Annotated in this window: 12 protein-coding genes; 7 read left to right on the top strand and 5 right to left on the bottom strand. The window is 42.4% G+C overall.

Annotation, left to right across the window (positions count from 1 at the left end):
* Positions 1-57: 57 nt before the first annotated feature.
* Entirely contained in the window at positions 58-1,704 is a 1,647-nt protein-coding gene (locus tag C2M32_RS18680; protein WP_234401353.1) for a hypothetical protein, read from the bottom strand.
* Positions 1,705-2,054: 350 nt separating this feature from the next.
* On the opposite strand from C2M32_RS18680, the gene C2M32_RS18670 reads away from it, so the two are divergent.
* A complete protein-coding gene (locus C2M32_RS18670; RefSeq protein ID WP_105169811.1) occupies positions 2,055-2,525 on the top strand; it encodes a hypothetical protein in 471 nt (156 codons plus the stop codon).
* Positions 2,526-2,603: 78 nt separating this feature from the next.
* Here C2M32_RS18670 and C2M32_RS18665 read toward each other — a convergent pair whose 3' ends face one another.
* A complete protein-coding gene (locus C2M32_RS18665; protein ID WP_234401352.1) occupies positions 2,604-4,127 on the bottom strand; it encodes a tetratricopeptide repeat protein in 1,524 nt (507 codons plus the stop codon).
* 349 nt (positions 4,128-4,476) lie between these two features.
* Between C2M32_RS18665 and C2M32_RS18660 the strand changes: the two genes are divergently transcribed.
* The 5 genes from C2M32_RS18660 (at position 4,477) to C2M32_RS18640 (ending at position 12,761) form a co-directional block, all read left to right on the top strand.
* Positions 4,477-5,700 (top strand): ABC transporter substrate-binding protein, encoded by a 1,224-nt coding sequence (locus C2M32_RS18660; RefSeq protein ID WP_234401351.1) that lies wholly within the window; start codon positions 4,477-4,479, stop codon positions 5,698-5,700.
* The gene (locus tag C2M32_RS18655) at positions 5,681-8,986 is read left to right on the top strand and encodes a PAS domain-containing hybrid sensor histidine kinase/response regulator (RefSeq protein WP_105169808.1); all 3,306 of its coding nucleotides are present in this window, start codon (positions 5,681-5,683) and stop codon (positions 8,984-8,986) included. The genes C2M32_RS18660 and C2M32_RS18655 overlap by 20 nt, the downstream gene beginning before the upstream one ends.
* A gap of 59 nt (positions 8,987-9,045) precedes the next feature.
* Complete coding sequence (locus tag C2M32_RS18650) at positions 9,046-11,205, top strand: exonuclease domain-containing protein (RefSeq protein WP_105169807.1); 2,160 nt, start codon at positions 9,046-9,048, stop codon at positions 11,203-11,205.
* 83 nt (positions 11,206-11,288) lie between these two features.
* Positions 11,289-12,296: a tetratricopeptide repeat protein gene (locus C2M32_RS18645; RefSeq protein WP_234401350.1), complete on the top strand. Its 1,008-nt coding sequence runs from the start codon at positions 11,289-11,291 to the stop codon at positions 12,294-12,296.
* 126 nt (positions 12,297-12,422) lie between these two features.
* On the top strand, positions 12,423-12,761 hold the full coding sequence (locus tag C2M32_RS18640; RefSeq protein ID WP_158678280.1) for a DUF1294 domain-containing protein: 339 nt from the start codon (positions 12,423-12,425) through the stop codon (positions 12,759-12,761).
* Here the strand turns inward: C2M32_RS18640 and C2M32_RS18635 are convergent.
* The 3 genes from C2M32_RS18635 to C2M32_RS18625 all read right to left on the bottom strand — a co-directional run bounded on the left by C2M32_RS18635 (position 12,750) and on the right by C2M32_RS18625 (position 15,996).
* On the bottom strand, positions 12,750-14,912 hold the full coding sequence (locus C2M32_RS18635) for a cation:dicarboxylate symporter family transporter (protein WP_105169805.1): 2,163 nt from the start codon (positions 14,910-14,912) through the stop codon (positions 12,750-12,752). The genes C2M32_RS18640 and C2M32_RS18635 overlap by 12 nt on opposite strands.
* Before the next feature lie 138 nt (positions 14,913-15,050).
* Entirely contained in the window at positions 15,051-15,512 is a 462-nt protein-coding gene (soxR, locus tag C2M32_RS18630; RefSeq protein WP_105169804.1) for a redox-sensitive transcriptional activator SoxR, read from the bottom strand.
* Positions 15,502-15,996, bottom strand: a complete 495-nt coding sequence (locus tag C2M32_RS18625) for an MgtC/SapB family protein (protein ID WP_105169803.1) — start codon at positions 15,994-15,996, stop codon at positions 15,502-15,504. Before C2M32_RS18625 ends, soxR begins: the two co-directional genes overlap by 11 nt.
* Before the next feature lie 201 nt (positions 15,997-16,197).
* On the opposite strand from C2M32_RS18625, the gene C2M32_RS18620 reads away from it, so the two are divergent.
* Positions 16,198-16,392 (top strand): hypothetical protein, encoded by a 195-nt coding sequence (locus C2M32_RS18620; protein WP_105169802.1) that lies wholly within the window; start codon positions 16,198-16,200, stop codon positions 16,390-16,392.
* Positions 16,393-16,858 lie beyond the last annotated feature (466 nt).

The following is a 16,858-nucleotide window of genomic DNA, read 5'->3' as shown; positions in this document are numbered from 1 at the left end:
TTTGTTTTTACGAAAGGTTGGATGGCGAACCGAAATACGCCATCCATTTATCCGAATTTAATGCACAATACCTTGTGACTGACCTGCGCTGACAGGCTTATTAAGTTGCATAGACAGCCATGTCTCTACATCACTGCGAAGTGATGCAACGCTGTCTGGACCAGACTGATTAGCATAAAACCACAGGCCGGTTGGCATTGGAGGTGTGACGTTGCTGCCACACGTGAACTGGTTGGCGGCATACATGATTGCGCCGGAACTGCCGTATTCAAAATGGCTGTCTGAGTAGCCACCATAGCCTCTGGCTTTTACTCTGGCATTTGAATCAAGCGTGAAGTGGTAGACTTCATTGGGTTGCAGTAGGAAAGGGCTCACATCTGAAGAGTCAAAACGCGCTCGCATCGTGCTGTTTACGGTCGCTTCGTTGCCAGAACGAGTGATCATTCCCGCAATGTTAGTAATGAGATCACTGGCAAGTTGACCGTCAAGTAAGCTACCTGGATTGTCGCTCACTATGGCTGCGGTGATCCCAAGTGCAGCTTTAAGCGCGCCAAGCACAGAGTTGATATCCCAACCGGTGTTGTAACTCATCGCTGCGCCGCCTGCTTTGTTAAATAGCACGACTTCGGGTGCGGCACCTGGTAAGTCTACTGCGAACTTAGCACCATCGCCTGAGTGCGAGTTGGTTGCTTTGGACCAGATTTTCTTTGCTTGACCAGTGACATGGAAGCGAGCAGCATAAGTACCACGAACCTCTAAGTTACCAGAACAAGAGTTACTTTGATTACAGTCATAGCCGTTAGTATCGGCACACAACATTTTTACATAGAACTCGCTGGAGTTATGATTGATACTTGAGTCATAGCCATACACTTTGTGTTTTGACCACCTTTCACCATCCCCAGAATGAAATGCACCATAAGCAGTCGTTTTAAAGTCCAATTTATGTTTTGAAAGGCCACTGTTATCACTGGAATAGTCACTCCAATTACTTGGCGTAGAGGGGTAATTGGTCACAACGTGACCGGACCCTGTAAGTGGGGTGATCATCTGGCATGCACACTGTGAGCGTGCGCCGCCGACCGGAAGTTTATTGAGCAAGTCTTTCAATTCAGCATAAACCTCACTCGGCAGGGTCTTATCATATTCCAATATCGATAATCCTTTGCGTTTAGGTGCCGCATGTTCACTGTACCAGGTTGCGTAAAGTTGAGGTGACTGCTGTTGAAGATAGTCGGGTAATGTTAGTGCTCGGTTACTCGCAAGCCATTGCTCAAAAAGTGCAGGTTTGTATTGAGCCAAATACCTAGTAAATAGATAGTTGTCTTCAGGTGTGGCTTCTGCCATAGCGTGTGACCAAAGATCTAAAACAGTCTTATCTAGCGTTTGCAGTTGAGTCAAAACTTCACCGTCTCGGTAATCACGGATCAGCGTGTCGATATAGCGGTCCAGTTCGAATTCTTCATCATTGTCAGCAATGAATTCAAGTAAAGATGTTGAATCAGTTGACCAGTTTGATATGACACGCCATGTTGTTTCTCTCACTGCAGTGGGCGTCATTTGTCCAGTCTCTTGCGTGAGCAACTTTGTTTGCGCGGTGTTTGCAGTGACTTGTGTGCTTGCATATGCAAAAGTTGCGCTGCTCAGCAGTACAGCACAGGAAAAGTTTGCCAGTATTTTGGCATTTAAAATTGTACGTTTCATTTTGCGTATTCCTTCATCAATAATGGGCACAATCAATAAATGTGCGGTTTGATGATGAAATGCTTTCAGGAAGTAGAAAAGGAAGTAACAGGGTCAGATAGGGGCAATTTGGGTAAATCACTGACTGCTACTGACATAGTCGAGAGTGAAGCAATTGTTGGCTCGCACACCAAAAAAATAAAACTTTATAAATCATATATATCATATGTATTTTTTCCCAAGTTTACCCATTTGCCCCGTATCTTTGTGTGCATAGGCATTTTCTTTAAGGCAGTATTTTCGCAACTGACGAAGACAGAAATTAAGACCATCCTTCGTCTAATATGGAGCTGCAAAAAAGGAGACAAGCCATGAAACAATTTATTTTATTGTGTTCACTGTTTACGGTTGGTTCTGTGTGCGCACACAACACCCAATTAGTTAAAGAGTTAACGCTTAGTGGAAGTGCCATATGCCCCAAAAATCAAACCATTTTGCTTGGCAAAATGAGCTTATCTGCAGGCACGTTTAAATATTTAAATAGTGAAGGGAGTAATGTCTGCAACGCGTTTAATAGTAAGACATTGAGCACTAACTCTGTGACACCCATGCTTGATTGTGGTCAGTTTGATGATTGGCGACTCGCTTATGAAATGGGTAATAAAATGTGTCAGTCGCTGCTTAACAACATGAGCAGTTTTAGTCATATAATCAATGCAGATATGGCCGTATTTACGCGCTTTGAAGGGCCTTATGAATTTAAAGGTGATTTGCATCACCAACGCTATGAAGCAAATATGGGCGTCACTCTTGCCTGCTATATGTGCGATGCCAGTCGCTGATAGCATCTACCGGAACCTTCGTACTTAGGGGCTTTGGCCCCTTTTTTACCTCATCGAAACTATTGCATTTAGCCATAATTAAGGGTGATTTAGGGCTATCTCTTCTAGTTCCCTTAGTTTTTCTTGTAATTCATTCAATTGTGGGTGACTTGCATCGCATTGCTGAATGACGTGATTTGCGGTAGCGATGATATTTCTCCAACGCGGTTTTTTGGGGAGCGTTTTTGTACTTAGGTAGCGCTCAAATGTTCTCACTCTTAGACGTCCATCATCAATGTTAACTTTCCACACTTTGCTTTGTTCTGCCAGTTCGATTCTAGATCTACCGCTGCTTTGCTCCCATACATTTAAAGCAAGAGTCATAATCTCTACCATTAACACCCGAGAGCGATCATCATCCAAGTGCTGATTGTGGGTGTTGGGTGCTACAGTATCATCCACTGAAGGGGGTGATGAACGTACAAGTCGACTCTTAATGTACACTAGGGTGGCAAACACTCCACCAACAAAGGCCAAACACATTAATGTGAGCAACCAATAGTGGCTTTGTGATGATGGGACTGTATTTAAGACATTGGCTCTTTGTAACCGAAATTGATATAAGCTTTCGCTTTGGGAGCGACTATTTTTGAGCATATTATTATAACTTTGTAGTGTGTCCACTGCATCTTGATAGCGTTTGGTTTGCTGCTGAGACTGTATGAGTGCGATATAGAACAGCTCGGTTAATTGACTATTCTGCTGGTTATGCGCGTTGAGACCTTGTTTTAAGATCACTTGCGCCGCGTCATGGTCTCCTTCCAATTGTTTAAGCTTTGCCTCTATTAGCAAAGCGCGCTGGTCTATATTACTGCTTTGAATTAATTGACGAGTACGTTTTTGAGCGTTTAGCCAATGTGCAGCCTGTATCATGTCGTTTTGAGCAATAGCAATTTCCGCTAATAACAAATAAGCTCTAGACACTTGCGCGTGAGCACCACTTTCATTTAGGGGAGTTATCAGGTCATTAATGAGAGTCTGCGCTTTTTCAAACTGTCTTTTTTTCAGGAATACTTCCCCAAGGCTTAACAATGAATGGTTTGCTTTTGTTATATCGCCCGTTTGTTGATGTAAAATGTGAGCTTGGCGAAAAGAGAGTATTGCGTCATCTAGTTGATTAATATCTCTTGATACATTTCCCAAATTATTCAGTGTGATAGCCTGACGGTGTGTATCGTCAAGCTGCTTGGCCAGTTGGTAACTTTGTAAGAATAAAGTCAGCGCGGTATCTAAGTCCCCAAGTGCTTGGTAAACATTGGCAAGATCATTCGCTGACTGACCACTGAGACTGAGATCATCCAACTGCTGGGCAATAAGTTGAGCATCATGAAAGTGTTCTAGTGCTTGAATATAGTTGCGCTGGCGGTAGGCATTAATACCTTTTTGTCGAATCACACTGTGCTTTTGAATATGATTTAAATCTCGCTCAAGTAGGGTGTCTAGCACTTGGTTAGCAAGTTTTAGGTCGCCCGCTTTGCGATATAGTTCAACCAGTTCAAGGGATGCTTTAAACGCACTATTGCTCTGCGGCGGCAATGTTTGAATCACGCGTTTACAAGTCAAAATATCCCCAGTGACATTCCCGTCTCCCTGTGGCTGACATATGTTAGCCCAGAGCGGTACGTGATTTAACACCAACAGCAGCAAAAAAAGACGACAATGAAACATTATATAGCTGGTAAATTAAACATAATGTTCACATGTTAATATAATATACACATTATGTCTTAACTGATTTTTGTGGCTGCGATTTATGTATCACGATAACTTTGTTTGCTCGCAATTGAAGTAAAACCTTGATTGTGGGGTTTAAACACTACAAGTCTGCCGAATATGGGCTATTTTTAAGCCAGTGAAGGGCTTGATTTTGTATGCTATGAAACATTGTTATTGGTTGATATATGTCTGTTGTATGGTTGCTTCTTACATAAGTATTGCCAAAGAAGCACCTCGCGTACTTAAGATCTACCATGACTCAGACTACTCTAACCATAACGCCTCCGCGCTTGCCATGAAGATGGGTTTTGCGACGGCCTTAGCGCAAGTCAACAATCAAATACAGGGATACGAGTTACAACTGGTTGAAAAAGATCACCGCGGTAACAGTAATCGCAGTTTCTTACATATGCGGCAATATTTGAATGACCCCAACGCATTAGCTGTATTGGGTGGGTTGCATTCCCCGCCGTATATTAAATTTCGCGAGTTTATTAATGATAATGGCGTGTTACTGTTGGTTCCATGGGCCGCTGGTGGCCCGATCACACGTTACCCGAACGCCGAGAATTGGGTATTCAGGTTGTCCATTGATGACACTAAAGCCGGATACACCTTGGTGGAACATGCCAAGCAGAACTTGTATTGTAGCAATATGCAACTTTTACTTGAAAATACCCCATGGGGGGAATCAAATGAAAAAACGATGCGCGCAGCGGTTGGTTCACATTCGATAGCGGGAGTGACCTGGTTTAATTGGAATACACAGTATGCAAGTGCCAGAATTATTATTCGCGATATTGTGCAAAGTGATGCTGATTGTATTTTATTTGTTGGCAATGCGCTTGAAGGTAAACATTTTGTCAATGCGATGGCGAGCTTTGCAGACACGAATAAATTACCCATTATTAGCCATTGGGGGATCACGGGGGGAGCATTTTTTCCTGCGGTGAAAGAGTCGCTCAACAGTGGCTTGGTGTTACATTTTATTCAAAGCTGCTTCTCGTTGCGGGATTATCGCTCTCATACATATGCTAAGGAGGTGGTTACTTTGGCCCAGCGTTTATATCCTGAGCGATTACAATTCCCCGAACAACTCGCTGCTCCGACAGGTTTTATTCATAGCTACGATCTAGGAAAGCTGTTATTGCAAGGACTGCAGCAGATCAAGCTCAGTGATGATATGACAAGCAATAGAAAATTACTTCGATCCGCGTTAGAACGCTTGAATGATCCCGTTGTTGGCTTGATAAAAACTTATAAAAAGCCTTTTTCTGTATGGTCTATGAGCAATCAAGACGCGCATGAGGCTTTAGGTAAAGATGATTTTTGCATGGCTAGATATGCTCATGATGGCGGAGTTACATTACTGCCTAAAGGAAGAAATGAGGTAGTAGAGAATGAAACAACCAGTGATTAAATTATTGAGATTGTCATCGGATAACGCATTCTACGCATTTCTAGCGATGAGTTTGCTGCTATCGGTGCTGATCAGCGTGTTCCTTGTTGGTCAACGTGCCAGTAACTCAGTCACTGAACTGCAAACTAACACCAGCAGAGCACAGGCTGAACTGACTAAAAACTATTTGCGGCAATTTCTTGAAACCAGAGAACAAATCTTACGCGACCTTGTTCGTCACCCACTTATAATTCATGGTGTAATGGGAAGTGACCACTCACAAGCATCATTGTCCGATTTTCTTGCTGCTTATCACCTGTTAGGCCAAAAAGAACGTATAAGAATTGTGAATGTACTTGGTGATGAAGTATATAACAGTGATGCGGCTCCCTCATCAAGCAACTCAAATCCGAACTGGCTACAGCAGGTGCTGCGTTCTGAAAGCAAGACGGCAATTTTATTAAATACAATCAATGGCAAAGAGCATTTTAAAATTGCGGTACCCATTCAATACAATGGATTCACCGAAGGCGTGTTGATTGCTCAATTTAGTACCAGTTTAAATGCGCTATTGGCTGATACCTTAAAAAATGACGATACAGCCGTTTCACTCCAAGGTAAGTGGTTTACCTTTAACAATTCAGACTCAAGTAGTAGCTATATCAGTATCGATACGGACACGATAGGCGCAACAGGGATAGCCTATGAATACCTCATTAAAACTAGTTGGCTAGACGATAGCGTATCTTCATTTCAACGTGATATAGCTTGGGCAATAGCGATAAGCCTGACAATTTCAGCGGGATTGCTGATGTTGTTTGGCCGTCAGTTGTTGTTGAACCCGTATCGTCGTTTAGAAAAGTCAGAACAACAAGCAAAGGCAAATGAATCAAGATATAAGTTAGCTATTCAAGGTAGTCACGACGGCCTTTGGGATTGGGACTTGGAAAAACAACAGATATATTTTGCGCCAAGATTTAGAGAGCTGCTTGGTTACGACAAAGATGACACCGTAGGTTTTCCAAATGACATAGAGGCTTTTTCATCACATATCCACGAAAAAGATAGACTAACGATGCAGCAAGAGCTGCGTTACCACTTTAAATACAATAAACCTTTTGATGTTGAACTGAGGATACGCGCCTATGGTGGCGAAGTACGATTTTTTCGTGCCAAAGGTGTGGCACTCAAGGGCAAGGATGGTCGAGCGATCAGAATGGCAGGATCTCTCACTGATATAACGGAGCAGCGTGTATATCAAAGTGCTTTAAAACAAGCAAAAGAGCACAACGATATGCTAGCAGAAGCAATAGAGTCATGTACCGTGGGTATATCAATTTCAGATGCCACTCAGCCCGATCTCCCTTTAGTATTTATTAACCGCGCATTTAGTGAAATGACCGGCTATGACAAAAGAGTATTAGGGACCAACTGTCGCTTTTTACAAGGTGAAGAAACATCTCGTGAAGTTGTTGCAAAAATGCGTCAGGCACTGCAGGGCAAAAAGAAGTTTTCAGCAAGACTGATCAACTACAAACGCAATGGTGAAGTCTTTTGGAATAGCTTGGAGTTATCGCCGGTGTTTGACAAAACAGGTGAGTTGAAAGCGTATGTGGGTATTCAGCAAGATATAACGGATTGGGTTCACTCAAGACAAGCATTACAAGAGGCCAAAATAGCAGCCGAACAGGCAAGCTTAGTTAAAAGTGAGTTTTTAGCGTCAATGAGTCATGAGATAAGAACGCCGATGAATGGTGTACTTGGAATGCTTAATTTACTTCTAAATAGTGAGCTAAGTGAAGAACAAAATCACCGAGCAACGATTGCACTAAACAGTGCGACCTCTTTGTTGTCTTTGATCAATGACATACTTGATTTCTCCAAAGTGGATGCCGGTAAGCTTGAACTTGAAGAATTAGAATATGACTTACGAAGTATGTTAGGAGATTTTGCAGAATCGGTTGCAATTCAAGCGCAGAGCAAGGGACTTGAGTTGATTCTTGATACCACGTATGTGAATGAATCATTAGTTAGAGGCGATCCTGGTCGCTTGAGACAAATTCTCACTAATTTGGTGGGCAATGCCATCAAGTTCACTGATGAGGGGGAAGTGGTGATCTGTGCAACTTTGAAAGAACATGATGAGCAGCACTGGCAATTTGAGTGTGTTGTGAAAGACACCGGTATTGGTATTGCAAAAAGTGAACAGGGTAAGCTGTTTCAGTCTTTTACACAGGTTGATGCGTCAACTACACGCAAGTACGGCGGTACTGGGTTAGGGTTGGCGATAGTTAAAAAGTTATGTGAATTAATGGGAGGAACTGTTCGGGTACAGAGCGACCCCAAACAAGGTAGTCAGTTTACTTTCAATGTACTGATGCGCAAGTGCGGTGAGTCTGAACTGGTTCAGCCTACCATAAAGACAGCCGCTCTACACATACTCGTTGTGGATGATAATGACACAAATCGCGCAGTGCTGAGTAAGCAATTGGAGTATTGGGGGGCGCAGGTATGTAGTGTGTCGTCTGCTAAACAGGCGCTAGAACAATGCCGTAAGTTTACACAAACACACTCGACATGTTTTGATATTGCTTTTATTGATATGCAAATGCCAGAAATGGACGGTACTTCGCTTGGCAAAGCGATCCGCGAACATCAAGCGTATGATGCGATGAAACTTATCATGATGACGCCAATGGGCTTTCGCTGGGAAGTAGGACACTTTGCTAAACTGGGATTCGCGACCTATTTTCCTAAACCCGCCACTACATCGGATCTCATTACCGCACTGACTATTTTGAAAGACGGTGCACAGGACATGCATGTCAACAGCTCGGCTGAGAAGCGCTACATTAAAGGCGGGAAAAACCTTCCGCAATCGGCCAATGATGCTATTAAGTGGGATGCATCCATTCGTATCTTGCTGGCAGAAGACAACCAAGTAAATCAAATTGTTGCTACCAGTATGCTGAAAAAGATAGGTTTAAAAATTGTCGATGTTGTTGCTGATGGGAAGGAAGTATTGAGTCTACTGGCGCAACGACAAGACGAAGACCGCTACACGTTATTGCTCATGGACTGTCAGATGCCAGAGTTGGACGGTTATGAAACAACCAAATTGATTAGAAGTGGTGAAGCCGGAGAGTATTATGCCCACATCACTATTATAGCCATGACAGCAAATGCTATGGTAGGAGACAAAGCCAAATGTCTAGAAGCAGGCATGGATGACTATATTGCCAAGCCGATAGTGCAGGATGTTTTAGTCGATAAACTCTTACAATGGCTACCACACACACAAAACTAGTACTGGTTCATAAACGAGAGACATGCAATACTGTATAAAAACACAGTTTTGGTGTGTGCGTGCAAAAACAACTTCCTGAAAAATACTACCTAGATCACTACCATGAGTTTGTAGAGTGCATTACATTAAGTAATGGTCATTTGTTATCAGCGCAAGATAAACTCACACTTGCACGCATTGAAGAGCTTGCTGAGTATGAACGTTGCTTGTTGGTTCGTCTGTTAAATAGAAAATCTAATTTTGTCGCGTTCGATTCTCTTAATTACGCTGAAATTGATAATTTAGAACAGGCGCTAAAAGGTTTGCGTGACGCCCAGTTTATCGGTGATGTTGCCGCCCACGACTATCAAGCGTGGCTGAGTGTGTTGACCAAGTCACAATTACAAGATATTTGTCTGAGCGCAGAGTTGGCAAACTATCCCATACGGAGTGCAAAAAAGGCAGTTTGGTTAGACTTCACACGTCAGCATATTACGTTTACTCATATTGAACAATCCATGGTTTATAAAGGATATTTGTCTGTTAAAATCGCGCCACTATTTGACTATCTGTTATTTTTGTTTTTCAATCGCTTAGAAACAAACTTGACGCAGTTTTCCATGCGAGACTTAGGGGTGATGAAAACTCACTCAGAGGTTAATCCAGCAAGTTATTTTAGCGATTACCAGCAAGCGCAGTGTGCCTTTGAATATGCACGGCTTTATCAATCACTTGGTGATATAACCCTAGACAGCGCAAAGGCCTTATCTTGTTCTTTACTCCATCGCAATTTCGATTTTGAGCTTCAGGAGCAAGCCAGTTACCGTCAAGACAAGCTGTTTTATAAACTCGCATGTTTGTTAGAACAACATGACCAACAATTATCAGTGTCTTTGCTTGCCCGTTGTACCACTAGTAAGGCGCAAGAAAAGCGCATTCGCTTGATGTTTTCACTCGGTGCTCATGCGCAATGTCGCGAGCAACTAGAGGCCATTCTGGCCGAGCCAAATGATGAGTCTTTGTTATTGTTTGCAAAAGATTTCATGCTGAGAAAATTTCAGCAAAAGCGCACCTCAATATTGACAGATTTACTACGTGAAAGTCCCGATTCGATTGCTTTGGAAGAAGCCTATAAAGGCAATACTGAGCAAGGCGTGATAGCTTACTATGCGCGCCACGGTGCACAGAGCTGGCATTGTGAAAATCAGTTATGGCTGGCGTTGTTTAGTATTGTTTTCTGGCAGGAGCTATACGAACATGAGTTATCTATGGCCGTGAACGAGTTTGAGCGATACCCACAATTGCTTAAATTTAATCGTTTTTATCACGTACTATCACATGAAATTGAACATAAATTAGAACAAATCAATCAGGCTCCGTGTTTTAAAAGTTGGCTATTAAAACAAATAACCCGCTATTTTCATCAGCAAAATGCGTTGTTTGTTTGGCACGACGACTTGATAGAACAGTTGTTTGTATTGGCAGAAGCGGCACCTTTGGATGCGATAACCTCTTTGTTGCGTGCTATGAGTCAAGATTTTAAAAATTTAAAGGACGGATACCCTGATCTGATGGTGCTTGAAAGTAACACGTTGCGATTTGAGGAAATTAAAGCGCCGGGAGATTCGCTTAGACGCAATCAACTGGTGTCGATAAATAGGCTGACAGACAGTGGTTTTGACGTAAAAATACAGCGTACTCACTGGCAATTTGACCCAAATCAGACGTATGTGGTGGTGGATATTGAAACCACAGGTGGAAAGAGTCAGTTTGACCGTATTACAGAAATAGCTCTTGTACGAATTGAAAGAGGTGAGATCGTTGCAACGTGGCAAAGCTTAGTGAATCCTAAGCGTTCAATTCCAAAATACATCACCCAGTTGACGGGAATAGACAATAACATGGTAGCCGATGCGCCAGAGTTTTCAGAAATCGCTGATCAGGTCACTGCCATGTGTGAAAAAGCAATTTTTGTCGCCCATAACGTGAACTTTGATATGGGGTTTTTAAAACAAGAATTTCAACGTTTGGGAGCCGTATTTAGCAAGCCTAAGCTTTGCACTGTGCAGTTGGCTCGGAAATATTTACCTGGGCACAGTTCGTATTCGTTGGGAAAACTATGTGATGCCTTGGGCATTGAGCTAAAACAGCATCACCGAGCTTTAGAAGATGCGACGGCGGCAGCAAATATCTTGTTGCTGATAAATAAAGTTCGCCAACAGGAAAAAGCGCAACGATAGACCCCGTTTGGTTATACGCTTTGAATATTTAGTTTTTAGCAACTAGAGTTAAACTTAGTGGTTAGCAAAGCGGTGAGGGTGTATTGCGAGTACTGTTACTATTTCTGGTGTTGTGCTTCAGCTTTGGGCCTGATGCTCGCGTTGTGAATCCTGTTGGTATAATGAATGAAGCCGAAGATTACCTGATGGTTAATCCTGCTCATTCCATCGTACTACTCGAAAATATGGGTAAACCAGAAGAGCTTCCAGAGCATTTATTTATACGTTGGCACATTATTGCGATGCGCGCCTCTGTGCCCACCAATCAAATGCCCCGTTTGATAGAATCTCTCGAAGCGGTATTTACTGCCCGAAAAAGCCCTCATTTTAGAAGTAACATCACCACCATTTTGAGTGCATTGGGCATTTGGTTGCGCAGAGAGGAGTATTACAACGATGCGCAGACGTCTTTGGATTGCTCATATAAGTATGCGCAAAATGACCGACAACGTTTGACACTCACCAATAGTTTGGCCTTAGTGGCGAGAGAGCAGGGCAATCATTCAAAAGCACGTGCACTGTATGCTCGCTCTCGTACGTTGGCTGAGCAGTTACAACAAACTCCAGTACTTGCGATGATAGAAAATAATTTGGGCGCTTTGGCGCTGGATGAAGGAAAGGTTGATGAAGCAGAGCGTTTGTTTCGACAAGCATTAAATGATTATCAGGAAGTAGATAAACGTTCCGGCAAGATTTCAGCAGGGATCAACCTGTTGTTTGTGTTTCTGATCAAAGAGCAAACAATGAATTATCAGCGTTTGATTGGCCCAACCTCTCGATTGACGTCCATTTTTCCCAATCAATCTAAACAAGCATTACTATCATGGTTGCAGGCGCGTTTTGAACAGCTACAGGGCAACTCACCGGATGACAAACTCAAACTTTCCTTGAAAGTGGCCTATGAAGAATTAGAAAGTGACACGGTAAGGGCCTGGGTGCATAAATATTTAGCACCGAAACTTGAGGTTGAGGTGACACGCCCCTTAATACCGGTGAAAAAATCATTCAATGAGCAGTGGTTTGATGCGGTCAAAGAATGTGACTGGGAATAACCTTATTTAGCTATATCTGAGTGCTATCATTTAAGATAGAATCGGCACAACTTGGTACTTCTTGAGTTTGTTTTGCCTGCGTTTTCTTTTAATTTGACTTGTTTGGGGCTGTCTTATGGACTGTCGGTGTGCACTTGGTTGTTGATCGCAGTATTGACCGTGTGTTTTAGCCACAGTGATATACGTTACGCATTGGGTATCGTGACTTATTTGGTTATTTTCAATGCGTTGTTTCTATTGCTATTTTGGGTCGACAAACAACGTGCTATCAGCGCTTCTAGGCGTGTGAGCGAGGCTAAACTGTTAGCCATATCATGGCTTGCTGGCAATATGACGATGTTCATCGCACAAAAGAGTTTTCGCCATAAGTGTCAGAAATGGCAGTTTAACGCAAAGCTTTTATTATTGAGCTTTGCGCAAACAGCGGGCTTATTCTGGTTAAGCTATGAGCTGCTAATTCAGTAGCTCGGGCGCATATTCATCAATGAGCGACCAGCGTTTCGAGGTTTTCTGACTGCCTTGGCCCAATATCCAGTATCGGTAGTTTGCATCAATTTGACCATTAGCATGTTGGATATCCAACCATGCGTTGAGGTAATTCAAAAGGTCATAATTACGCTTGGCAACTGCAAATCCTGTTGGGTATTTGCTGATATCACCTTGTGGCACAACCACCCCAAATTCAGGGTAAAACATGCTCCATGCAAAGCCCGCTTCAGCACTTATCACCAGAGCATCATATTTATCTGGACCCGCGAAATAGGCTTTAAGGTTGGGTAGTTGTTTGAACTCTATATTGGGGTAGCCTTTGGCAACCTGATGTAACAAAGGCGCATATTCAACATGAGCGATGGTCAATGTTTGCTGAGCGATGTCTTTTAAAGTTGAAAATCTATCGAGTTGATGATCTCTAGCGAGTAATGCTAGTTGCAACTGTAACACCTGATCACTAAAGCGAACCTTGGTAAGATCAGCCACGTTGATCTCAAGACCAGACATGGCTACATCAAAAAAGCCCTTATTTAGATACTCGTTGAGCTGATGCTTTTTGAATGGAATAAATTCAACATTTACGTTTAAATCTGATGCTAAACGGTGTGCCAAACTGATGTCAAAACCCACCAGTTCATTTTTCTGATTGAAGTAGCTAAACGGCACGTTATCAATTAGATAACCAACCCTAAGCAGATTACGCTTTTTAATCACATCAATATTCGTTAATGACAACTCGCCACTTTGATAAGCCTTAGGGACATATCCTAAAACATGAGCTGGGACCTTATCTGCGATCACCATATTGGCTATCACTTCATCTGCTGCTTGTGAGTTTTTGGCAAGATAGCTGTTTAATGTAAAGCTTGCCAACATAAATGCGGGCAATAGCGCACTGAACAAAGTCAAATAATATATCGAGCGTAATCGTTTTAAGTGCAATTGTTTGCGGCAATAAAAGATACTTAAAAATACAAACGCAAAAATATAAACCACTGTGGTTGGCGATACGACCTTGGAGGTTAATACTGACATCGATAAATAAAGTTGATAGCTATCGGCAGGTATTTTTAAACTATCAAGCATAAATGGAATGGCTAAGTGAACATTCGCAAAGTAACTTAACATGGCAGAAAGGGTGACATTTGGAATATCGGCTAAGCTAATTGGGTTGCCTGTTAACCACCCTGCAAACATTACAAAGATGAGAGTGGTCAGTTTGCCAAGGCTCGGAAAAGTATAGGCGATGGGCACCAGTACTTCGGATATATGATCTGCCTGTTCATCATTCTTTTTGATGGTACGTAAGTGCTCTTTTATACCCTCGGTGATCACTGGGAGCACGATAAATACATTGCCAGTACTAAAAGCGGTTATCCAAGCGTTTCGCATTACTAAGATTAAGGCGCGGTATTTGATAGGTGTCAGCGCTGCAACCAGCATTGGTAGAAGCACTAGCATTAAGTACAAACCAAGGCATAGCACTAATACCCAGTATACTTGCAGATTGTTCAGCTCTTCGACACTGAGTGTACCCGCCGTGCTGGCTGTCATAGCAAAAATACCAATGGGAAAGATAGCAATTACTTTTTTCGAGATAACCGTTAAACCTTGGCCAATGACATCAAGAAATTCCAGCACAGTGTTTTTGCGTTTGTTCGCGATGAGCGCCATACCTAAAGCAATACAAAAAATAACAATAGCAGGTACATTGCCCTCGGCTAACGACGCGAAAGGGTTTGCTGGAATATACTGCTGCGCAAAATCAATATGATTGGTCGGTGCAATTAGTGCTGGGGAGAAAAACGTTCCAGCATCATGTTGTGGCAGAGTAAAGGTAAAACACCAAATCGCAAAAAGGCCAACACCCCATAAGCAGAGCATTACGGTGGCTGCTTTGAGTAAAATACTGCGTACTTGTTCAGGGTCAAACTTACCTAGCCCCACAATCAGGCTCACCACAATATAGGGAAATATAGTGATTTGCATCAGCTTAACAAAGCCTGCGCCTAGCGGTTGTAAAAATGCCACCCGTTCACCAAAAATAAGCCCAGTTGCCACGCCTAATATGAGCGCCCACAGCATCCAGTTACGATTTTTAAGAAATTCTAGCAGTGTGTTCATAGTTGATATTAGTTGTGCTTATTGTAGTCATAAGCATAATAGAAAACGAAAAGAGCGGGGATTATAAGCTTTAGCACTGACTTAAACCTGAATGCTTTGGAATATAATAGTGCGTGTTGGTAAATAATTATGTGCTACTTACCAGTCTTTGCCTAACAGTAAGGCACCATTGCCTGTCTCGCCCAACACATCATCAGGGTTATATATAGGGCAACTTTTCATTGATAAACATCCGCAGCCAATACAGCCTTCCACTTGATTTCTCACTCTTTGCATGTAGGCAATTCTTTCGTCTAGTTTTTGTTGCCACGCCCTAGAAAGCTTGGCCCAGTCTGCTTTTGTTGGTGTTCGGCTATCGGGCAAGGTGCTAAGCGTTAGTTTGACTTCCTCTAGTGTCACCCCCATTTTTTGCGCGGCTTTGATCACCGCTATTCGTCTGAGTACATCGGGTTTGTAGCGGCGTTGATTACCGCTATTTCGCCAACTACGAATTAGGCCTTTTTGTTCGTAGAAGTGTAAAGTGGAGACCTTAACATCGCTACGTTTGGCGACATAGCCAGGCGTTAAATTGGCCTCTTGTAATCGCGTATTATTTGGCATCTTTTTTCACTCTGGTCTTCCAACCTGTGTACTTGCCATGAACACCACGAGTGAGGTTGGTAAAGCTCGATTCTAACAAGTCTACACCGTACAAAATGCCCACCACAATCACCGCCATTTTAATCGCGATGAGTGGGCCTGCTACTGCAACGGAAATACCAATAGCTGCCAGCATCCAAATCGCCGCTGCTGAGGTAACACCCACCACAACTCCTTCTTTTGACAGCATCACACCGGCACCCAAGAAGCCGATCCCAGTGACAACCTGACCGATGATCCGTGAAGGGTCAGCGACTTCATTGTTCACCTGCATCGAGAGCATAATAAAGGTATAAGTGCCTAACACTATCAGTGAGGAGGTTCTGATCCCAACGGGTTTACCGCGTAACTGGCGTTCTAAACCAATAATAGCACCAGCTAAAACAGCGGCACCGATATCTGGCCAACGAAGAGGGTCAATACTAAAAAGGGTTGTTAAGTCCATGAACATTAAATGATAAAAAGCAAACTTTGAGTGTAATAGAAATAGCGACCTTTCGATAGCATATTTTTAGAAAGAGTTTATGTATAAACCTGTTTGCATCTGTAGTTGTAACACACAGGCAGCGACAACATCATCTGATGTGAAAACAGCTAAAATTGCGGTTGACACAACAGCAAGTGTTGTTCAAAAAGATGTGGAATTATGAGCAAAAAACAACTGATTGAATGGTTACTAAGACAAGAAGTTCTTTATATTTCAGTAAGTTTGTTTATAGGGCTTGGAAACTGCCTGCAATACGGCGCGAAAGCTGGTATTGCAACTACGCTTGGTTGTATTGGAGTGTTTCAAGTGGTCATTATAATGATAAATGCGAAGATTATTATAGAGTTTTTTTAAGAAATAATGAGCAGATACTTTGCGTGGGAAATGAAGTCGAGTGAGACTTCATTAACGTAGTTTCCGACCTTAACAACAGATGGAAGTAATTGATGAGTTCGGTTATTTAACTTTTCAGTTACATATGTTTTGATACGTGGAGTGTGAATGATATAATGTCCTTTACAAACAAAAAGTTATGCTGGCAAGTTCCTATAAAAGGTTTACATTTAAACCTTACGTTTTATAATTCGTCGCTTGAAGTCACGAATGTACGGTGATCTTTCTCTTAAATCTTATAGGAGTCATCTTTGGTGTCTCGGTTAAGGGAATAGCGTTTTTGGCGAAAAATATAAATAAATTCAATTGCTGGCTGTAATTGCTAGGTCATTATTTAGGTACTTCTAAAATTCTACTCTGTTAGGTTTCTTTGCGTGTTTTGCATCGGAAGCCACTGTAACTTGGGTTGTCAACGACTATAGGTTGT

The organism is Pseudoalteromonas sp. T1lg23B, assembly GCF_002964665.1.
GTDB lineage: Bacteria > Pseudomonadota > Gammaproteobacteria > Enterobacterales > Alteromonadaceae > Pseudoalteromonas.
Note: the sequence above shows the minus strand (reverse complement) of the source record. Positions and strands in the feature narration are given on the sequence as shown.